Source organism: Pseudomonas sp. S06B 330, assembly GCF_002845275.2.
Lineage (GTDB): Bacteria > Pseudomonadota > Gammaproteobacteria > Pseudomonadales > Pseudomonadaceae > Aquipseudomonas.
In genome coordinates, this window is record NZ_CP088149.1 from 4,820,440 (window position 1) to 4,839,705 (window position 19,266).

A 19,266-nucleotide genomic window follows, 5' to 3' on the forward strand; every position below is an offset into this window, starting at 1 on the left:
GCAACAACTGACGTTGCGCCGATCCCATCGCCAGCAAGGCTGGCTCTCACACAGTCAGCGCTTATCTTTACGCTTTTTCTCGGCTTTCTTGTGGTGCGACATCAGGCGACGCTTCTTGTTGACCTGACGGTCGGTCAAGGTGTTCTTGTTGCCTTCGTACGGGTTATCACTGCCCTTGTACTCGATACGGATCGGCGTACCGACCAGTTTGAGCACGCGGCGATAGGTGTTTTCCAGGTAGCGCGAGTAGGACTTGGGTACCTTCTCAACCTGGTTACCGTGGATCACGATGATCGGCGGGTTAGCCCCCCCGAGGTGAGCGTAACGCAGCTTGATCCGGCGACCGTTGACCATTGGCGGCTGGTGATCGCTGACCGCGTCTTCAAGAATCTGGGTCAGACGGCTGGTCGGCCAGCGGGTGACCGCCGATTTGAACGAGTTCTGCACCGATTGGTACAGGTTGCCCACGCCAGTGCCGTGCAACGCCGAAATGAAATGAATGTCGGCGAAGTCGACGAAGAACAGTCGACGTTCCAGCTCAGTCTTCACATAATCGCGCTCGCCCGGCTGCATGCCATCCCACTTGTTCAGGGCGATGACGATGGCACGACCGGCTTCCAGGGCAAAGCCCAACAGGTTCAGGTCGTGGTCAACCACACCTTCGCGGGCATCCATGACGAAGATGACGACGTTGGCATCCTTGATCGCCTGCAGGGTCTTGACCACCGAGAACTTTTCAACTTCCTCGTGGATCTTGCCGCGCTTGCGCACGCCCGCCGTGTCAATCAGGGTGTACTTCTCTTCGTTACGCTCGAAGGGAATGTAGATACTGTCGCGCGTGGTGCCTGGCTGGTCGTAGACGATAACCCGGTCTTCCCCGAGCATGCGGTTGACCAGGGTCGACTTGCCGACGTTCGGACGACCAATGATGGCGATCTTGATGCCATCTTTCTCGCTTGGGCCAGGAATGCGGACCGCTTCCTCACCTTCGGCGACGTTCATGTCGACTTCTTCTTCGTCATTGTCCCGTGGGAAATCGCTCAGTACGGCTTCCAGCAGGTTGTTGACGCCACGGCCTTGAGCACCGGCCACGCCAATGGCGTTACCCATACCCAGCGGCGAGAACTCGGCGATGGCGGTGTTCGGATCGATGTTATCGATCTTGTTGGCCACCAGGATCGAGCGCTTGTTGCGCTTGCGCAGGTGCTCGGAAATCATCTGGTCGGCGGCGGTCAGGCCAGCGCGGGCATCAACCAGAAACAGCACCACATCGGCTTCTTCGATGGCCAGCAGCGACTGCTCGGCCATTTTTTCGTCCATGCCGTGCTCGTCACCGGAAATACCACCGGTGTCGACCAGGATGTACGAACGGCCTTGCCAGCTGGCTTCACCGTACTGACGGTCACGGGTCAGCCCGGACAGGTCGCCGACGATAGCGTCGCGGGTCCTGGTCAGGCGGTTGAACATGGTGGATTTACCGACGTTCGGTCGGCCCACCAGGGCGATTACGGGAACCATGCGGCTCTCCACTTCATAAATTCAGAAAATACAAAGGCCGCTGCACTGCAGCGGCCGGAGTTCGGGCGGCACCCGAAGTGCCGCAGCCCGAGGCCGGTAAGGCCTCAAGCATAGCCTCAGCGGATGGTCAGTGCCTCGAGCTTGCCGCTGTTGCCGTACACATAGATGGTGTCACCCACCACCAGCGGACGGGCGCGCAGGCCATCGCTGTCAATACGCTCACGGCCGACGAAGCGACCATCGACCTGGCTGAGCAGGTGCAGGTAGCCTTCCAGGTCACCTACAGCTACATAGCTGGAGAACACTTCCGGCGCCGACAGCTGACGACGTGCCAACGAATCGTTGCTCCACAGCGCGCTGGACGAACGCTCGTCGATGCCTTCTACGGTACCCGAAGCCAGGCTCACGTAGACGTTACCGAAGCCCTGGGCCACACCGGTGTAGCTGGACGCATCACGCTGCCACATCACCCGACCGCTTTCCAGGTCCAGGCCGGCAACCCGACCTTGGTAGCTGCTCACGTACAAGGTACCGCCAGATAGCAGCAGGCCGCCGTCGATATCGACTACGCGGTCCAGCTCCGAGCGACCTTGCGGAATTGCCACACGCTGTTCCCAGACCGGCACACCGTTGCGGGTATCGAGGGCAACGACCTTACCGGTCGACAGACCTGCGACAGCCAGACGGTTGGTCACGATCGGCGCACCGGTACCGCGCAGGGTCAGTACGGCCGGCGTGCTTTCGTAGATCCAGCGGCGGTCACCGGTACTGGCATCCAGACCGATTACGCGATCGTCCTGGGTTTGCACGACCACCACGTCACCGTTGGTGGCAGGCGGCGCCAGCACTTCACTGGTAACGCGCGAACGCCAGCGTTCTTCACCGGTGCTGGCATCCAGGGCGATTACTTCACCGCGCAGCGTACCGAGCATGACCATGCCGTAACCTACGCCAACAGCGCCGGAGACAGGCAATTCGAGGTCTTTTTTCCAGGCCACGTCGCCGTTGTTGCGATCCATCGCCATGACGATGCCAGTGACATCGGCGGCGTAGATGCGATCATTTTCGATCGCTGGCACCAGCATGTTGAAGGACTCGCCCTGACCGTCACCGATCGAGCGGCTCCATTGCTTCTTCAGGACCACCTCTTCGGTGAACTTGGTCAGCTCGGCCGGCGGCAATTCCTTTTTGCTGTTGCTGCTGCAACCCACGGCCAAAAGGGCCAGGGTCAGCACTGCTGCATGTTTCCAACCGATCACGTCACGCATCCCCTTTGGCCAGGTCGTCGAGCTTGAGTTGCAAACCACCGATCGCAGCGTCGTCAGACAGCGCGGCCTTGGCCTTTTCGTAAGCACTGTGCGCATCAGCAGCACGGCCCAGCTGTACCAGCAGGTCGCCTTTAAGCTCTTCGCGGCTGGCCAGGAACGCCTTATCGGCATCGCCTTCCAGCAATTTCAGGGCCTCGTCGACTTTGTTCTGAGCGGCCAGGACACGGGCCAGACGCTGACGGGCGATCTCGCCCAGTGTGTCGTCAGCCGGCTTGTCGACGATCGACTTGAGTTCGGTGGCAGCGTCGTCCAGCTTGCCAGACTCGACCGCGACCTTGGCCACGAACAGGCTACCGTACTGGGCATAAGCAGAACCGCCAAACTCATTCTTGAGCTTGCCGGACAACTCAGCGACCTTGGCCGCATCCGGCTCGCCGCTTGGCGTCAGGGTGGTTTCCAGCAGGGCCTGATAGAGGTTCGAGGCGCCTTGCGACTGGTTGCCCTGGTACTTCTGGAAAGCCTGCCAGCCGAACACTATTACCAGTGCCAGCAGGCCGCCGGTTACCAGTGGTTTGCCGTTACGCTGCCACCAGTCCTTGAATGCTGCCAGCTGTTCATCATCGCTACTCGACACCCCAATACTCCTTTTCACCAAATCGGCTGTTGACCCGCTTCACGCCTGCGCGAGAGAAGCTTCCAGGTGCTCTGCCAGAGCATCCCAGGCAATGTTTTGTTGTTCGCCCTGGCCACGCAGGGGTTTGAAACCTACCACTTGTTGCGCCAGTTCGTCGTCCCCCAGGATCAAAGCGAACAGCGCGTTGCTCTTGTCGGCCTTTTTGAACTGACTCTTGAAGCTGCCAGCGCCGGCGTTAACCTGCAGGCGCAGGTTCGGCAGGCGATCACGCAGACGCTCGGTCAAGGCCAGGCCTGCCAGCTCCGCTTGCTCACCGAAGGCGCACAGGTAGACATCAACCTGACGGTTGATCGACTCAGGCACCTGCTCCAGGGTTTCCAGCAGCAGGATCAAACGCTCGATACCCATGGCAAAACCAACGCCGGGGGTCGGCTTACCGCCCATCTGCTCGACCAGGCCGTCGTAGCGGCCACCGGCGCAGACAGTGCCCTGGGAGCCAAGCTTGTCGGTGACCCACTCGAACACGGTCTTGCTGTAGTAATCCAGACCACGCACCAGCTTGGTGTTGATCACGAACGGAATCCCGGCAGCATCCAGACGTGCCTTGAGGCCTTCGAAATGGATCCGCGATTCTTCGTCCAGATAATCTTCCAGCTTCGGTGCACCGACCAGTACCGCCTGAGTGTTGGCGTCCTTGCTGTCGAGGATGCGCAGCGGGTTGGTCTTCAGGCGACGTTGGCTGTCTTCGTCCAGCTGTTCCAGGCGCGCCGAGAGAAACTCGACCAGCGCATCACGGTAGCGGGCACGGGCTTCGCTGGTACCCAGGCTGTTGAGTTCGAGTTTGACCGCGTCACGGATACCCAGCAGGCCCCACAGGCGCCAGGTGAGCACGATCAACTCGGCATCGATGTCCGGCCCATCGAGGTTGAAGACTTCAACACCGATCTGGTTGAACTGGCGATAACGACCTTTCTGCGGGCGCTCATGACGGAACATCTGACCGATGTACCAGAGTTTCTGCACCTGGCCACCACCGCTGATGCCGTGTTCAAGCACAGCACGTACACAGGCTGCAGTGCCTTCAGGACGCAGAGTCAGGGAGTCACCGTTGCGGTCGGCGAAGGTGTACATCTCTTTTTCAACGATGTCAGTCACTTCACCGATCGAGCGCTTGAACAGCTCGGTGAACTCGACAATCGGCGTGCGGATCTGACGATAGCCGTAGGTATCCAGCAGGCCGGCCACGGTGCTCTCAAAGTAGCGCCACAGCGGAGTCTGCTCGGGCAGGATGTCGTTCATGCCACGGATGGCTTGCAGCGATTTACTCACGAAAAGTCCTTACGAATCTGGGTGTCAGCCACGGGCGATCAACGCTGCGTCGGCCTCGGCCTTTTCGGCCGCTTTCTGGCGGATGAGTCTTTCCAGCTCATCGACCAGGTTGTCATTGGTCAGCTTTTGCGCAGGTTTGCCATCGATGTAGATCAGGTTCGGCGTGCCGCCGGTCAGACCCACATGGGCTTCTTTGGCTTCGCCCGGCCCATTGACCACACAGCCGATCACGGCTACGTCCAACGGTACCAGCAAGTCCTCCAGGCGCCCTTCCAGCTCGTTCATGGTTTTCACCACATCGAAGTTCTGCCGCGAGCAGCTCGGGCAGGCGATGAAGTTGATGCCACGCGAACGAAGGTGCAGGGACTTGAGGATGTCGTAACCGACTTTTACTTCCTCAACCGGATCTGCCGCCAGGGAGATGCGAATAGTATCGCCAATCCCTTCGGCAAGCAGCATACCGAGGCCAACTGCGGATTTCACCGTACCCGAACGCAGGCCACCGGCTTCGGTGATGCCCAAGTGCAGCGGCTGGATGATCTGCTTGGCCAGCAAGCGGTAGGCTTCGACGGCCATGAACACGTCGGAGGCCTTGACGCTAACCTTGAAATCCTGGAAATCCAGGCGATCAAGGTGTTCGACGTGACGCATGGCCGACTCGACCAGCGCTGCCGGGGTCGGCTCGCCGTACTTTTTCTGCAGATCTTTTTCCAGGGAACCGGCGTTGACGCCGATGCGAATTGGAATGCCACGATCGCGGGCTGCGTCGACCACCGCACGCACGCGGTCTTCGCGACCGATGTTGCCTGGGTTGATCCGCAGGCAATCGACACCCAGCTCTGCCACACGCAGGGCAATGCGGTAGTCGAAGTGGATATCGGCAACCAGCGGTACGCTGACCTGCTGCTTGATCTTGCCAAAGGCTTCGGCCGCGTCCATGTCCGGTACCGAGACACGAACAATATCGACGCCGGCATCAACCAGGCGGTTGATCTGCGCCACAGTGGCGGCGACGTCATTGGTGTCGGTGTTGGTCATGCTCTGGACGGCGATAGGGGCATCGCCGCCGACAGGTACATTTCCTACCCAGATTTTTCGCGATTCGCGACGTTTGATCGGTGATTCGCCGTGCATGACTTATTGTCCCAACTTCAGGCGAGCAGTCTCGCCACTGGTGAACGGCGCAACGTCAACAGGCTGGCCGTTGTAGCTGACCTGCGCGCCCCGGGCATAGCCCAGGCGTACCGCAAACGGCGGCTTGCCGGTCAGGTCCAGGCTGTCGCCCTTGCGCTTGATGGCGCTGAACAGCACCTTGCCATTGCCGTCGGTGACCGAAGTCCAGCAATCGGCGGTGAATTGCATGTGCAGTTGGCCGCTGCCTGCCGCTGCCGGTGCCTGTACCGCCGCTGGCGCAGGCGTTGCGGCAGGTGCGGTCGCGACCACCACAGGAGTGGCAGGCGCTGCTGGTGCGGTGACTGGTGCAGCAGCAGGCGCCGGAGCGGTCGTGGCTACTGGCGCGACAGGTACTACAGGAGCGGTGGCTGCCGGAACTGCAGGAACAACTGCGGTGGTGGCTGGCGCTTGTGGCGCAGGCGCGTCTTGCACGGGCTCAGCACTGGCTGGCGCCTGCTCAAGGTCCAAAGGCGTGCTTTGCGGCTGCTGGGCAGCGTTAACAGCCTGATCTTCCGGCTCGTCCAATGGATGAATCTGAGTGGTGCCGTCGGCGCTTTCAACTTCGACATGCTCAAGGGCCATGTTGACCAGGTCCTTGCTGCGCTGACTGCTCTGGTCCTGCCACCAGAAGAAGCCACCACCAATCACCACCACCAACAGCAACAAGCTGACGATGCGCAGGATGTTATGTGACAGCCGCACCGGCTCTTCGATGCGTCCCAGCGCATGCACATCGCTGCCTTGGGCATGGGTGCCGGTGCACTGGTCGAAGGCTTGCACCAAGGGGGCCTGGTCCATGTCCAGCAGCTTGGCATAGGCACGGATGTAGCCGCGGGCAAAGGTATGCCCCGGCAGCTTGTCGAAGGCGCCGGCTTCAAGGTTGTTCAGGGAACTCACGGTCAGGTTTAGCTTGCGGGCCACCTCGGCCTGTGACCAGTCCCTGCTTTCTCGGGCCTGACGCAGAGTGTCACCTGGATTTTCGCGAGTCGCTGCTGCTAATTCGGGATGCGCCGCTTTCATCATTGCTCCGACAGGTATTGCTGATATTCCGGCGTACCGGGATAAAGTCGTTGTAATTGCAGGCCCAAATCGGCGGCCTTGTTCCGTTCTTCGAAAACATTGGCCAGGCGACTGCCCAGCAACAAGCTGCGGGCACTGTGGTCGCTCAGCTGGCTGAAACGATCGTAGTAGTCGCGGGCCGGCACATAATGCCTGTCTTCGTAAGACAACTCAGCCATTTCCAGCAACGCACGTGGTTGCTGCTGGTTGAGTCGCAAAGCTTTTACCAGGTATTCCTGGGCCTGGTCACGCTGACCAAGCCGCAGGGCGGTCAGGCCGAGGCTTTCGAATACCCGTGAACGTTCAGGATACAGGGTATCGGCCGCCGCTTGGGCAAACATCTGCTGCGCCTGCGCGTATTGCCCCTGAGCATAAAGGAAACTGCCGTAATTGTTACGGGTCCGTGTATCGTCAGGGCGACTGGCCAGGGCCTTAAGGTAGTGACTGCGGGCCAAGTCAGGCTCGTCTTCGGCCTGATACACCAACGCCAGGGCGCCGTTTGCAGTGGCGTCCTGGCTATCGAGATCAAGGGCTTTTTTCAGTGGGCCTTTGGCCTGCTCGGTCAAACCTTGTTGCAAATAACCCAACCCCAACTGCACGTAGGCCTGCGTTGCCTGCGCCCGCCCTTCGCGGCTCGCCAGCGCGTCCGAACTCCCGCCGGACACGCAGCCTGCAAGCAGGGCGAGCGACAGGATCGACAGCGCGACGCGCAAGGTCATGGAGTTCCTCTCTTCAGTTGCCAGCAGCGCTTTCTTGCACCTGCACATCACCGTCGGCATTCAACTGCCGCACGGCGATATAGCGCTCGCTGCGGCGGGTGCGGTCCATCACCTGGCCGACCAATTGGCCGCAGGCCGCATCGATGTCTTCACCACGGGTGGTGCGCACGGTGACGTTGTAGCCGGCATGATGCAGGTGGTCCTGAAAACGACGGATAGCGTTGTTGCTTGGCCGCTCGTAACCAGAGTGCGGGAACGGGTTGAACGGGATCAAGTTGATCTTGCACGGTACGTTCTTGAGCAGCTCGGCCATTTCCACGGCGTGTTCGAGCTTGTCGTTAACGTCCTTGAGCAGGGTGTACTCAATGGTCAGTACGCGCTTTTCGCCGAGTTGCGACATGTAGCTCATGCACGCTTCGAGCAATACCTTGAGCGGGTACTTCTTGTTGATCGGCACCAGCTCGTTGCGCAGCGCATCGTTCGGCGCGTGCAGCGACAGGGCTAGAGAGACGTCGATGTGCTTGGCCAGCTCTTCGATCATCGGTACCACGCCGGAGGTGGACAGGGTCACCCGGCGCTTGGAAATGCCGTAGCCGAGGTCGTCCATCATCAGGTGCATGGCAGCGACCACGTTGTCGAAGTTCAGCAGCGGCTCGCCCATGCCCATCATCACCACGTTGGTGATGGCACGGTCGATCTTGGCTGGCACGGTGCCGAACGACTTGTTGGCAATCCACACCTGGCCGATCACTTCGGCGGCGGTGAGGTTGCTGTTGAATCCTTGCTTGCCGGTGGAGCAGAAACTGCAGTCCAGGGCGCAACCGGCCTGAGACGAGACACACAGCGTGCCACGCTTGCCCTGGGGGATGTACACGGTCTCGACGCAGCTGCCGGACGCCACGCGCACCACCCATTTACGGGTGCCGTCGCTGGAGATGTCCTCGCTGACCACTTCCGGACCGCGAACTTCGGCAACTTCCTTGAGCTTTTCGCGCAAGGCCTTGCCGACGTTGGTCATGGCGTCGAAATCATCGACGCCAAAGTGGTGAATCCATTTCATTACCTGACCGGCACGGAAACGCTTCTCCCCGATAGAGTCGAAGAATTTTTCCATTTCCGGCTGGGTAAGCCCCAACAGGTTAGTTTTGCCAGTCGATGTCGTCATGGATTCACCCTCACCCGTAAGCTTTCGCTTAGCGAGTGGTTACCTCGGTAGCTGCGAAGAAGTAAGCGATTTCGCGAGCAGCAGCGGCTTCGGAGTCCGAACCGTGTACGGCGTTGGCGTCGATGGACTCAGCGAAGTCAGCACGGATGGTGCCAGGAGCAGCTTCTTTAGGGTTGGTAGCGCCCATCAGCTCACGGTTCAGAGCGATGGCGTTTTCGCCTTCCAGAACCTGAACAACAACTGGACCGGAGGTCATGAAAGCAACCAGGTCACCGAAGAAACCGCGCTCGCTGTGCTCAGCGTAGAAGCCTTCAGCTTCGGCTTTGGACAGCTGCTTGATTTTCGAAGCAACGATTTTCAGGCCAGCGTCTTCGAAGCGAGTGGTGATCTTGCCGATCACGTTCTTGGCAACGGCGTCAGGCTTGATGATGGAGAAAGTACGTTGAACAGCCATGGTGAAACTCCAGAAACGTTGAGTGAAGCGAAAAATTAAACCCGCGAATTATACGCGGGTTCCGGGGGATTGCCTAACCTGCCGAGCGCGCTCAGTCGGCTTCTTCGATCCAGGCCGCCTGAATGGCTTCGAGAACTTTCTCGCCGCCACGCTGCGGATCGTCACTGAATTCCGGCAAAGCCAGCACCCACTGGTGCAGATCGACGAAATTCACATAACGAGGATCGACTTCCGGCTTGCTTTCGGCAAGCTGGATTGCAATTTCAAGTACATCAACCCATTTCAGGCTCATGTCAGCTCCAGATCAATGCGGCGCTTCGGCGGCGTGGTTGAGGGAGTACTTGGGGATCTCGACGGTCACGTCTTCGGTGCCGACCTTGGCCTGACAAGTCAGGCGCGACGTAGGCTCCAGCCCCCAGGCACGGTCGAGATAGTCCTCTTCCAGCTCATCGGCCTCATTGAGCGAATTGAAGCCTTCGCGAATGACGCAGTGGCACGTGGTGCAGGCGCAGACGCCACCGCAAGCGCTTTCAATCTCGATGTGGTTGTCGTGCGCCACTTCCAGAATGGACTTACCTGTCTCAGCCTCCACCACCATGCCATCCGGGCAGAACTTCTCGTGGGGTAGAAAAATCACCTGCGGCATTGGTTACTCCTCGATCTCATTCAGGTTGCGCCCGGCCAACGCGGCTTTTACCGTCGAATCAAGGCGACGGGCGGCAAAGGCATCGGTCACCTGCGACAGACGCTTGGTCTGCTGCTCGATGGCTGCGCCATCGGTGCCGTTGATCAAATCACGCAAGTCTTGCATCTGTTGCTCGATTGCCAAACGCTCTTCGGCGTCCAGCAGGCGCTCGCCATCGGCGTCCAACGCGCCCTGCACCGCTTCAAGCAAGCGCTCAGCATCGACCTGATGCTCGCGCAACTGGCGGGCAACCTTGTCGAAACCGGCATGCTCGAAGGAGTCCTTGAGCATGCGGGCAATTTCGCCGTCGGTCAGACCGTACGACGGTTTGACCTGAATGCTCGATTCGACACCCGACCCCAGCTCCCGTGCAGAAACACTGAGCAGACCGTCAGCATCGACCTGGAAGGTCACGCGAATTTTTGCCGCACCGGCAACCATCGCCGGAATCCCACGCAACTCGAAGCGCGCCAGGGAGCGGCAATCACTGATCAATTCACGCTCACCTTGCAAGACGTGAATCATCATGGCCGATTGGCCATCTTTATAGGTGGTGAACTCCTGGGCACGGGCGACCGGGATGGTGGTATTACGCGGAATCACCTTTTCCATCAGCCCGCCCATGGTCTCCAACCCCAGGGACAGCGGAATCACGTCGAGCAGCAGCAGTTCGCCGCCATCGCGGCGATTACCGGCCAGGGTATCAGCCTGGATCGCCGCACCGATGGCGACCACTTGATCCGGGTCGATCTCGGTCAGCGGGGTACGACCAAACAGCGTACCAACGGCCTCACGCACACGCGGCACACGAGTCGAACCACCGACCATGACCACTGCACCGACCTCTTCGAGCTCGACGCCACTGTCACGCACCGCGCGACGGCAGGCCTTGAGGCTACGGGCGATCATCGGTTCGATCAGCGCATCAAAGGCACCACGGGTCAGATCGGCCTGCCAGTTGCCATAGGCGACCGACACCGAATCGGCATTGGTCAGGGCTTCTTTGGCGGCGCAGGCGGTTTGCAGCAGTTGGCGCTGGGCACCCGGGTCCAGGTCCGAAGACAATCCGGCCTGCTCAACGATCCAGCTGGCAATCGCGTGATCGAAGTCATCGCCACCCAAAGCGCTATCGCCACCGGTGGCCAGTACTTCAAAGACACCGCCGGTCAGGCGCAGGATCGAGATATCGAAGGTGCCACCACCCAGATCGTAAATCGCAACCAGGCCTTCGGCGTTCTGGTCCAGGCCATAGGCCACCGCTGCCGCAGTAGGCTCATTGAGCAGTCGCAGCACATTCAGGCCCGCCAGGCGCGCAGCGTCCTTGGTGGCCTGACGCTGAGCATCGTCGAAATACGCAGGAACCGTGATCACCGCACCGACCAGTTCCCCGCCCAGGGTTTCTTCTGCACGCTGGCGCAGGACCTTGAGAATATCCGCAGAGACTTCCACCGGGCTTTTAGGCCCCTGAATGGTGTCGATGAACGGCATATGCGACTCACCGCCGACAAAGCGGTACGGCAGCTGCTCACCCAGCTGCTTGACGTCCGCCAGGCCACGACCCATCAGGCGCTTGACCGACAGCACGGTATTGAGCGGGTCGCTGGAAGCAGCGTCACGCGCCACCTGACCGACATCGATGTGGTCAGCGTGATAGCGCACTGCCGAAGGCAGGATGACCCGGCCTTGGGCGTCAGGCAGGGGCTCGCTACGGCCGCTGCGCAGGGCGGCAACCAGGGAGTTGGTGGTACCAAGGTCAATACCCACCGCCAGACGACGCTGGTGCGGTTGAGGGCTCTGACCGGGTTCGGCGATCTGCAGTAGGGCCATGCTTATCTGAATACCAGGGGTGCCGCCAGAAGCAGCACCGAGTTAATCGTCGAGGCGCTCTTCCAGCTGGCGCACTTCATAGGCGAGCTTGTCGAGAAACTGCATGCGGCGCATCAGGCGCTCGGCCTGTTCACGCTGCGCAGGATCATCCCAGCAGGCGGCGAAGTCCTCGTTGAGCGCTTCCTGGGCGACTTTCAAGCGGCGCTTGAAGGTAGCAACGCCATCGAGGTCGGCACTGTCCTGCAGATCTTCGAGCTCTTCGCGCAATTGCATCTGCTGCAGCAGGAACTCGGGATCGTGGACGGTGACTTCCTGCGGCACTTCATGGCCGCCGATCGCCAGCAGGTAGCGGGCACGCCGGGGCGCGCTCTTGAGTGTCTGGTAGGCTTCGTTGAGCGCAGCCGAACGCTCCAGCGCAATGCGCTGTTCACGTTCAGAGGCGTCGGCGAAGCGATCCGGATGAACCTCACGGGCCAGCTCGCGGTAGCGAACGGCCAACTTATCGAGGTCCAGACGGAAGCCAGGTTGCAGGTCAAACAGGGCGAAATGACAAGGAGTACCCACGCGCAGCCTCAGACGTTGAAGCTTTCGCCGCAGCCACACTCACCGCGCACGTTGGGGTTGTTGAACTTGAAGCCTTCGTTCAACCCTTCCTTGACGAAATCCAGCTCGGTGCCGTCGAGGTAAGTCAGGCTCTTCGGGTCAATGATCACCTTCTCGCCATGACTTTCGAAGACCTGGTCTTCGGCGTCCGGCTGATCAACGAACTCCAGCACATAGGCCAGGCCCGAGCAGCCAGTGGTACGAACGCCCAGGCGAATACCTACACCCTTGCCGCGTCCATCGAGAGAGCGCCGCACATGGTTGGCGGCGGCTTCTGTCATGCTGATAGCCATCGAGACTCCTTACCTGCAACAGGCGAACTTAGAGCAAACCTTTCTTCTGCTTGTAATCGCGTACGGCCGCCTTGATGGCGTCCTCAGCGAGTACCGAGCAGTGAATTTTCACCGGCGGCAACGCCAGTTCTTCGGCCAGCTGGGTGTTCTTGATGGTTTCGGCTTCGTCCAGCGTTTTACCCTTCATCCACTCAGTGGCCAGGGAGCTGGAAGCGATGGCCGAGCCACAGCCGTAAGTCTTGAACTTGGCATCTTCGATGACGCCTTGCTCATTGACCTTGATCTGCAGGCGCATCACGTCGCCACATGCCGGGGCGCCGACCATGCCGGTACCGACATCCGGGTCCTCAGCATCCATCTTGCCGACGTTGCGCGGGTTTTCGTAGTGGTCGATGACCTTTTCACTGTAAGCCATGGTGCAATTCCTTCCTCATCAGAGAGCCGCTCTTGCCGGCGACTACTTAGTGCGCAGCCCACTCGATCTTGGAGATGTCGACGCCGTCTTTGTACATGTCCCACAGCGGCGACAATTCGCGCAGCTTGGTTACGGCCTCGCAAACTTTCTGCGCGGCGTAGTCGATTTCTTCTTCGGTGGTGAAACGACCGAAGGTGAAGCGGATCGAGCTGTGTGCCAACTCGTCGTTGCGGCCCAGGGCGCGCAGCACGTAGGACGGCTCAAGCGAAGCCGAGGTGCAGGCCGAACCCGAAGACACTGCCAGGTCCTTGAGGGCCATGATCAGCGACTCGCCTTCAACGTAGTTGAAGCTCAAGTTCAGGTTGTGCGGGATACGCGCGGTCATGCTGCCGTTGATGTACAGCTCTTCCAAGCCTTCAACCTGCTGGTAGAAGCGGTCGCTCAGGGCCTTGATGCGCAGGTTCTCACTGGCCATCTGCTCTTTGGCGATGGCGAAGGCTTCGCCCATGCCCACGATCTGGTGGGTAGCCAGGGTGCCCGAACGCATGCCGCGCTCGTGACCGCCGCCGTGCATGGTGGCTTCCAGGCGTACGCGAGGCTTGCGGCTGACGTACAGCGCGCCAATGCCTTTTGGACCGTAGGTTTTGTGCGCGGAGAATGACATCAGGTCGACTTTCAGCTTCTGCAGGTCGATTTCGACCTTGCCAGTAGACTGAGCAGCGTCAACGTGGAACATGATGCCGCGGGCGCGGGTCAGTTCGCCGATGGCAGCGATGTCGTTGATGGTGCCGATTTCGTTGTTCACGTGCATGATCGAAACCAGAATGGTGTCGTCACGCAGGGCAGCTTCAATCATGGCCGGTGTGATCAGACCATCGGCGCCTGGCTCGATGTAGGTCACTTCAAAACCTTCACGCTCCAACTGACGCGTGCTGTCCAGCACAGCCTTGTGCTCGATCTTGGAGGTGATCAGGTGCTTGCCCTTGGTGCTGTAGAAGTGCGCGACGCCCTTGATTGCCAGGTTGTCGGACTCGGTGGCACCGCTGGTCCAGACAATTTCCCGCGGGTCGGCATTGACCAGGTCTGCGACCTGGCGACGGGCGTTCTCGACCGCTTCTTCGGCTTTCCAGCCAAAGACGTGGGAGCGCGACGCCGGGTTACCGAAGTTTCCGTCGACCAGCAGGCAGTCGCTCATCTTCTGGGCAACGCGTGGATCGACCGGTGTGGTCGCGGAGTAATCGAGGTAGATCGGCAACTTCATTGAATATCTCCTATCAGGCGGTCGCGCCGCGCGTCGAAACGGTCATTCGACGGCTGACGTCTCAATCTTGTCCAGCTGCGGTGCCCGGCCTGCTATACGACGCAGGTCCTGGCGCTGGGCGACTTCTTGTACCTCACGGCGAGTAACAAGGTCAGCCAGGCTGATGCCGCTGAGAAACTCGTGAATCTGCTGGCTCAGGTCACACCACAAATGGTGGGTCAGGCAGGTGTCGCCAGCGTGGCAATCACCCAGCCCCTGGCAGCGTGTGGCGTCGACCGATTCGTTGACCGCGTCGATGACCTGCGCAACCTGAATGCTCTCCATGCTTCGCGACAGCTGATAGCCGCCGCCAGGGCCGCGCACACTGGAAACCAGGCTGCTGCGGCGCAGCTTTGCAAACAGCTGCTCCAGATAAGAGAGGGAGATGCCTTGGCGCTCGGAAATGTCGGCCAGAGACACCGGCCCATGCTGCGCGTGCAACGCCAGGTCGAGCATGGCGGTCACGGCGTATCGGCCTTTTGTAGTCAGTCGCATGGCTAGTAGGTACCACGGGGTTACAGGATGGGAGCGAGTATGCTATTCCCGAGCATTTAAGTCAACTATAAGACCTAGTGCTTTAGTCGGGTTTACCGCTAGACGGCGGCCGAATGATAGCAAACTAAGGGGCGCCAACGCACGCCCTTCTGTCAATGCGTCGACGCGTCGCTGCGGGCTTCATTCTTGATCTGCGCGAAGTCTTCTTCACGCAGGGCTGGCAGCTCTTTGGCGCAGTAGTCACTGCCCAGATTTTTCAGCGCACCACACATGCCTTCCAGGCGCCCATCCACCGCTTGCAGATGGTCGAGCAACTGACCAATGGCACGCGCCACCGGGTCAGGCATGTCCTCGCTGACACCATAGGCATCAAAGCCAATCTTCTCAGCCATGGCCTTACGCTTGGCGTCGACCTCAGCGTCGGTCTTGACGATGATCCGCCCCGGAATACCCACAGCGGTGGCACCCGCCGGCACTGCCTTGGTCACCACAGCGTTGGAGCCGATCTTGGCGCCAGCACCGACGGTAAAAGGCCCCAACACCTTGGCACCAGCGCCGACCACGACACCATCTTCCAAGGTCGGATGGCGCTTGCCCTTGTTCCAGCTGGTGCCACCCAGTGTTACTCCCTGGTACAGGGTGACATCATCACCGATCTCGGCCGTTTCACCGATCACAATGCCCATGCCATGGTCAATGAAGAAGCGCCGCCCTACCTTGGCCCCCGGATGGATCTCGATACCGGTCATCCAGCGCCCGAAATTCGACACCAATCGCGCCAGCCACTTCCAATCCCGCCTCCATAGCGCATGGGCCGCGCGGTGCAACCAGATCGCATGCATGCCCGGGTAGCAGGTCAGCACGTCAAAGGCATTGCGCGCCGCCGGGTCACGGTGGAAAACACTCTGGATATCTTCACGCAGACGCTCGAACATTTATTGATCCTTGCGCTTATGCGGCTCGCCACGGGCCACTTTCTGGGTTTCCGTGAGAATGCCGCGCAAAATACTCATTTCCGAACGGTTGACCGAGCTGCGCCCATACAGCCGACGCAGCCGCGGCATCAGGTGCTTGGGCTTCTCTGGATCGAGGAAGCCGATGTCGACCAGGGTCTTTTCCAGGTGCTCGTAGAACAGCTCCATTTCATCCATGGTCGCCAGCTCGCTACTGCGCACCGACGTCACCTCGAACTTTTCTACCTTCGACGGCTGCCCCTCGGCGACCAACCAGGCCATACGCACTTCATAGGCCAGCACCTGAACGGCAGCACCCAGGTTCAGCGAACTGAAGTCCGGGTTCGACGGGATATGCACATGGAAGTGGCAACGCTGCAGCTCCTCGTTGGTGAGGCCTGCATATTCACGACCGAACACCAGAGCAATCTCTTCACCCTGAGCTGCGTGCTCAATGACCTTGCTGCCACATTCACGCGGATCGACCAACGGCCAAGGGATACGCCGCTCGCGAGCACTGGTACCGAACACCAGACTGCAGCCGACCAACGCCTCTTCGAGGGTGCCGACCACCTGTGCACCGGCCAGCACATCATTGGCACCCGACGCACGGGCATCCGCCTCATGAGACGGGAAATCCTGCGGATCGACCAGCACCAGGCGCGACAAGCCCATGTTTTTCATGGCACGCGCAGCGCCGCCGATATTGCCGGGGTGGCTGGTATTGACCAGAACAACACGAATATTTTGCAGCAAGGCGAGCGCTCACAGACACGGAATAGAGGGTGCAAATCTTACAGAAGCGACCGACTTTACGCTACGAAAGCAAATGTGCCCCTTCTTCGCGCAAAGTTTTCTGCTAGAATGTTCGGCTTTCTTTAACGACCCAGGTGAAACGTCCATGCAGCCCATGCTGAATATCGCGCTGCGCGCCGCCCGCAGCGCCAGTGAATTGATTTTCCGCTCCATCGAGCGCCTGGATACCATCAAGGTTGATGAAAAAGACGCCAAGGATTACGTCTCGGAAGTCGATCGCGCCGCAGAGCAAAGCATCATCAATGCCCTGCGCAAGGCCTACCCGAACCACTCCATCTACGGCGAAGAAACCGGCCTGCACGCCGGTAGCGGCGAAGAAGGCAAGGACTACCTGTGGATCATCGACCCACTGGACGGTACCACCAACTTCCTGCGTGGCGTTCCGCACTTTGCTGTCAGCATTGCCTGCAAATACCGTGGCCGCCTTGAGCACGCCGTGGTTCTGGACCCTGTCCGCCAAGAAGAATTCACCGCCAGCCGTGGCCGTGGCGCCCAGCTGAACGGCCGTCGCCTGCGCGTCAGCCCACGCACCAGCCTGGAAGGCGCATTGCTGGGTACTGGCTTCCCGTTCCGCGACAACCAAATGGCTGATCTGGACAACTACCTGGGTATGTTCCGCGCCCTGGTCGGCCAGACCGCTGGCATCCGCCGTGCCGGTGCTGCCAGCCTGGACCTGGCCTATGTTGCCGCTGGTCGCTTCGATGCCTTCTGGGAATCGGGCCTGTCGGAATGGGACATGGCTGCAGGCACCCTGCTGATTCAGGAAGCCGGCGGTCTGGTGAGTGACTTCACCGGTGGTCATGACTTCCTCGAGAAGGGCCACATCGTTGCGGGCAACACCAAGTGCTTCAAAGCCGTCTTGACTGCTATCCAGCCGCACCTGCCAGCCTCGATCAAACGCTAAGTTTCGATCAGGCACAAAAAAAGCACCCCTCGGGGTGCTTTTTTATTGCCCACAAAGGGTGCGCCATTACTGGCCTGGCTGTGCCTGACTCAGCACCAGCTTGCCCTCTTTGTCCAATGGGATCTGCGAACCCGGGTCACGGTCCATACGAACCTGCCCGACCTTGTCGCCAATCGAATACTTCACGTCATAGCCCACAACCTTCTCGCTCAGGTCGTTGACCGTATTGCAGCGTGTTTGCGTGGTGGTGTAGGTATCACGCTCCTGCATGCCTTCCTGCACCTTGTTACCGGCATAACCACCACCGACCGCACCAGCCACCGTGGCAATTTTCTTACCGGTACCGCCACCAATCTGGTTGCCCAGCAGACCACCCGCTACTGCACCGAGTACCGTACCGGCAATCTGATGCTGGTCCTTCACTGGAGCCTGACGTGTAACAGTCACGTCTTTGCACACTTCGCGCGGGGTTTTGACGGTCTGCTTGACCGGTTGCACCGCCAGCACTTCTGCGTACTCCGGCCCAGTCTTGACCAGATTGTAGGTGGCCACAGCACCCCCGGCGGTAACACCGACTGCACCCAGAACCGCACCCACCAGCATTGACTTGTTCACGTGAACCTCCTGATCGTACCTGCGGGAACATTGCCCGCCTTCTCCCTGCCTTGGAGCATAAAAAAAGGCGCGAGTTCAATACTCGCGCCCTCTTCTACGACCAACAGTGCGGGGAAAACCTTATGGACGGTCGTCCACACCATCAGTTTTGGCAGGAGGAATCAGGTCCTCACTGCTGAGGTTCAGCCAGATCAGCACCACGTTGGCGATGTAGATCGACGAGTAGGTACCAGCCATAACACCGATGAACAGTGCCAGCGAGAAGCCCCACAGGTTGTCACCACCGAAGAACAGCAGTGCAGCAATTGCCAGCAAGGTCGAAACCGAAGTGGCTACTGTCCGCAGCAAAGTCTGAGTGGTCGAGATATTGATGTTCTCGATCAACGTAGCCTTGCGCAGTACACGGAAGTTCTCACGCACCCGGTCAAAGACGACGATGGTGTCGTTGAGCGAGTAACCAATGATTGCCAGCACCGCCGCCAGCACCGTCAGGTCAAAGGTAATCTGGAAGAACGACAGGATCCCCATGGTTACCACGACGTCATGAATCAGCGACAAGATCGCACCCAAGGCGAACTTCCACTGAAAGCGGAACGCCAGGTAGATCATGATGCCGCCCAGGGCCAGCAACATGCCCAAGCCACCCTGGTCGCGCAACTCTTCACCCACCTGCGGACCAACAAACTCGACTCGCTTGACCACGGCCGGGTTGTCGGTATTGACCTTCTGCAGTGCTTCGGAAACACGGTTGCCGAGCATCGGATCATCACCGGGCATGCGCACCAGCAGGTCGGTGGTGGCGCCAAAACTCTGCACCACAGCATCTTCGAAGCCGGCCTTGACCAGCTCTTCGCGCACTTGCCCGAGGTTAGCTGGACGCTCGTAGGTCAGCTCGATGAGCGTACCGCCGGTAAAGTCCAGACCGAAATTGAGGCCTTTATAGAACCAGCTGAACAACGCCAGCACGGTAAGAAGCAGGGTGACGCCGAACGCAACGTTGCGCACACCCATGAAGTTAATGGTACGTAACATGGCAGCCCC

At 59.8% G+C, this 19,266-nt stretch carries 22 protein-coding genes; 1 reads left to right on the forward strand and 21 read right to left on the reverse strand.

Going from position 1 to position 19,266, the window contains the following annotated elements:
- Positions 1-54 precede the first annotated feature (54 nt).
- From der to trmJ, 19 genes are all read right to left on the reverse strand, one after another.
- Entirely contained in the window at positions 55-1,518 is a 1,464-nt protein-coding gene (gene der, locus CX511_RS21595) for a ribosome biogenesis GTPase Der (RefSeq protein WP_045184638.1), read from the reverse strand.
- A 116-nt stretch (positions 1,519-1,634) separates the two neighbouring features.
- Positions 1,635-2,786, reverse strand: coding sequence for an outer membrane protein assembly factor BamB (gene bamB / locus CX511_RS21600; RefSeq protein ID WP_045184634.1), 1,152 nt, complete (start codon positions 2,784-2,786; stop codon positions 1,635-1,637).
- Positions 2,779-3,420 (reverse strand): YfgM family protein, encoded by a 642-nt coding sequence (locus CX511_RS21605; RefSeq protein WP_045184632.1) that lies wholly within the window; start codon positions 3,418-3,420, stop codon positions 2,779-2,781. The genes bamB and CX511_RS21605 overlap by 8 nt, the downstream gene beginning before the upstream one ends.
- A 39-nt stretch (positions 3,421-3,459) precedes the next feature.
- Positions 3,460-4,749, reverse strand: a complete 1,290-nt coding sequence (gene hisS / locus CX511_RS21610; protein WP_045184629.1) for a histidine--tRNA ligase — start codon at positions 4,747-4,749, stop codon at positions 3,460-3,462.
- A gap of 24 nt (positions 4,750-4,773) precedes the next feature.
- Complete coding sequence (ispG, locus tag CX511_RS21615; protein ID WP_045184627.1) at positions 4,774-5,883, reverse strand: flavodoxin-dependent (E)-4-hydroxy-3-methylbut-2-enyl-diphosphate synthase; 1,110 nt, start codon at positions 5,881-5,883, stop codon at positions 4,774-4,776.
- Positions 5,884-5,886: 3 nt separating this feature from the next.
- On the reverse strand, positions 5,887-6,942 hold the full coding sequence (locus tag CX511_RS21620; RefSeq protein WP_045184625.1) for a RodZ domain-containing protein: 1,056 nt from the start codon (positions 6,940-6,942) through the stop codon (positions 5,887-5,889).
- Positions 6,942-7,700: a type IV pilus biogenesis/stability protein PilW gene (pilW, locus tag CX511_RS21625; RefSeq protein ID WP_101292914.1), complete on the reverse strand. Its 759-nt coding sequence runs from the start codon at positions 7,698-7,700 to the stop codon at positions 6,942-6,944. The genes CX511_RS21620 and pilW overlap by 1 nt, the downstream gene beginning before the upstream one ends.
- A 13-nt stretch (positions 7,701-7,713) precedes the next feature.
- Positions 7,714-8,865 carry a dual-specificity RNA methyltransferase RlmN gene (gene rlmN / locus CX511_RS21630; RefSeq protein WP_045184620.1) on the reverse strand — a complete coding sequence of 384 codons (1,152 nt, stop codon included), beginning with the start codon at positions 8,863-8,865 and terminating at the stop codon, positions 7,714-7,716.
- A gap of 28 nt (positions 8,866-8,893) precedes the next feature.
- A complete protein-coding gene (ndk, locus tag CX511_RS21635) occupies positions 8,894-9,319 on the reverse strand; it encodes a nucleoside-diphosphate kinase (protein WP_045184618.1) in 426 nt (141 codons plus the stop codon).
- A 91-nt stretch (positions 9,320-9,410) separates the two neighbouring features.
- Positions 9,411-9,611 carry a Fe-S cluster assembly protein IscX gene (iscX, locus tag CX511_RS21640; RefSeq protein WP_028942766.1) on the reverse strand — a complete coding sequence of 67 codons (201 nt, stop codon included), beginning with the start codon at positions 9,609-9,611 and terminating at the stop codon, positions 9,411-9,413.
- A gap of 12 nt (positions 9,612-9,623) precedes the next feature.
- The gene (gene fdx / locus CX511_RS21645; RefSeq protein WP_043864467.1) at positions 9,624-9,965 is read right to left on the reverse strand and encodes an ISC system 2Fe-2S type ferredoxin; all 342 of its coding nucleotides are present in this window, start codon (positions 9,963-9,965) and stop codon (positions 9,624-9,626) included.
- Between the two features lie 3 nt (positions 9,966-9,968).
- Positions 9,969-11,831, reverse strand: coding sequence for a Fe-S protein assembly chaperone HscA (hscA, locus tag CX511_RS21650; RefSeq protein WP_045184610.1), 1,863 nt, complete (start codon positions 11,829-11,831; stop codon positions 9,969-9,971).
- Positions 11,832-11,873: 42 nt separating this feature from the next.
- The gene (hscB, locus tag CX511_RS21655; RefSeq protein ID WP_045184606.1) at positions 11,874-12,395 is read right to left on the reverse strand and encodes a co-chaperone HscB; all 522 of its coding nucleotides are present in this window, start codon (positions 12,393-12,395) and stop codon (positions 11,874-11,876) included.
- Between the two features lie 8 nt (positions 12,396-12,403).
- Positions 12,404-12,727, reverse strand: coding sequence for an iron-sulfur cluster assembly protein IscA (iscA, locus tag CX511_RS21660; RefSeq protein WP_045184602.1), 324 nt, complete (start codon positions 12,725-12,727; stop codon positions 12,404-12,406).
- Positions 12,728-12,755: 28 nt separating this feature from the next.
- Positions 12,756-13,142, reverse strand: a complete 387-nt coding sequence (gene iscU, locus CX511_RS21665; protein WP_040261926.1) for a Fe-S cluster assembly scaffold IscU — start codon at positions 13,140-13,142, stop codon at positions 12,756-12,758.
- A gap of 46 nt (positions 13,143-13,188) precedes the next feature.
- Positions 13,189-14,403 (reverse strand): IscS subfamily cysteine desulfurase, encoded by a 1,215-nt coding sequence (locus CX511_RS21670; protein ID WP_045184594.1) that lies wholly within the window; start codon positions 14,401-14,403, stop codon positions 13,189-13,191.
- Positions 14,404-14,445: 42 nt separating this feature from the next.
- Positions 14,446-14,937: a Fe-S cluster assembly transcriptional regulator IscR gene (gene iscR / locus CX511_RS21675; RefSeq protein ID WP_038614519.1), complete on the reverse strand. Its 492-nt coding sequence runs from the start codon at positions 14,935-14,937 to the stop codon at positions 14,446-14,448.
- A 152-nt stretch (positions 14,938-15,089) separates the two neighbouring features.
- Positions 15,090-15,872, reverse strand: coding sequence for a serine O-acetyltransferase (gene cysE / locus CX511_RS21680; RefSeq protein WP_045184588.1), 783 nt, complete (start codon positions 15,870-15,872; stop codon positions 15,090-15,092).
- The gene (trmJ, locus tag CX511_RS21685; protein ID WP_045184585.1) at positions 15,873-16,646 is read right to left on the reverse strand and encodes a tRNA (cytosine(32)/uridine(32)-2'-O)-methyltransferase TrmJ; all 774 of its coding nucleotides are present in this window, start codon (positions 16,644-16,646) and stop codon (positions 15,873-15,875) included.
- A 145-nt stretch (positions 16,647-16,791) separates the two neighbouring features.
- On the opposite strand from trmJ, the gene suhB reads away from it, so the two are divergent.
- Entirely contained in the window at positions 16,792-17,610 is an 819-nt protein-coding gene (gene suhB / locus CX511_RS21690; RefSeq protein WP_045184582.1) for a type III secretion system regulator SuhB, read from the forward strand.
- 66 nt (positions 17,611-17,676) lie between these two features.
- On the opposite strand, the gene CX511_RS21695 is transcribed toward suhB, so the two are convergent.
- Both CX511_RS21695 and secF read right to left on the reverse strand, forming a co-directional pair.
- Entirely contained in the window at positions 17,677-18,225 is a 549-nt protein-coding gene (locus tag CX511_RS21695) for a glycine zipper 2TM domain-containing protein (RefSeq protein WP_045184579.1), read from the reverse strand.
- Between the two features lie 120 nt (positions 18,226-18,345).
- Positions 18,346-19,257 carry a protein translocase subunit SecF gene (secF, locus tag CX511_RS21700; RefSeq protein ID WP_101292913.1) on the reverse strand — a complete coding sequence of 304 codons (912 nt, stop codon included), beginning with the start codon at positions 19,255-19,257 and terminating at the stop codon, positions 18,346-18,348.
- Positions 19,258-19,266: the final 9 nt, after the last annotated feature.

Bases quoted from the DNA above. Each gene is read 5' to 3' on its own strand.
- der (WP_045184638.1), bottom strand. From the start codon at position 1,518: ATGGTTCCCGTAATCGCCCTGGTGGGCCGACCGAACGTCGGTAAATCC.
- bamB (WP_045184634.1), bottom strand. From the start codon at position 2,786: ATGCGTGACGTGATCGGTTGGAAACATGCAGCAGTGCTGACCCTGGCC.
- ispG (WP_045184627.1), bottom strand. From the start codon at position 5,883: ATGCACGGCGAATCACCGATCAAACGTCGCGAATCGCGAAAAATCTGG.
- CX511_RS21620 (WP_045184625.1), bottom strand. From the start codon at position 6,942: ATGAAAGCGGCGCATCCCGAATTAGCAGCAGCGACTCGCGAAAATCCA.
- pilW (WP_101292914.1), bottom strand. From the start codon at position 7,700: ATGACCTTGCGCGTCGCGCTGTCGATCCTGTCGCTCGCCCTGCTTGCA.
- rlmN (WP_045184620.1), bottom strand. From the start codon at position 8,865: ATGACGACATCGACTGGCAAAACTAACCTGTTGGGGCTTACCCAGCCG.
- ndk (WP_045184618.1), bottom strand. From the start codon at position 9,319: ATGGCTGTTCAACGTACTTTCTCCATCATCAAGCCTGACGCCGTTGCC.
- iscX (WP_028942766.1), bottom strand. From the start codon at position 9,611: ATGAGCCTGAAATGGGTTGATGTACTTGAAATTGCAATCCAGCTTGCC.
- fdx (WP_043864467.1), bottom strand. From the start codon at position 9,965: ATGCCGCAGGTGATTTTTCTACCCCACGAGAAGTTCTGCCCGGATGGC.
- hscA (WP_045184610.1), bottom strand. From the start codon at position 11,831: ATGGCCCTACTGCAGATCGCCGAACCCGGTCAGAGCCCTCAACCGCAC.
- iscA (WP_045184602.1), bottom strand. From the start codon at position 12,727: ATGGCTATCAGCATGACAGAAGCCGCCGCCAACCATGTGCGGCGCTCT.
- iscU (WP_040261926.1), bottom strand. From the start codon at position 13,142: ATGGCTTACAGTGAAAAGGTCATCGACCACTACGAAAACCCGCGCAAC.
- CX511_RS21670 (WP_045184594.1), bottom strand. From the start codon at position 14,403: ATGAAGTTGCCGATCTACCTCGATTACTCCGCGACCACACCGGTCGAT.
- iscR (WP_038614519.1), bottom strand. From the start codon at position 14,937: ATGCGACTGACTACAAAAGGCCGATACGCCGTGACCGCCATGCTCGAC.
- cysE (WP_045184588.1), bottom strand. From the start codon at position 15,872: ATGTTCGAGCGTCTGCGTGAAGATATCCAGAGTGTTTTCCACCGTGAC.
- suhB (WP_045184582.1), top strand. From the start codon at position 16,792: ATGCAGCCCATGCTGAATATCGCGCTGCGCGCCGCCCGCAGCGCCAGT.
- secF (WP_101292913.1), bottom strand. From the start codon at position 19,257: ATGTTACGTACCATTAACTTCATGGGTGTGCGCAACGTTGCGTTCGGC.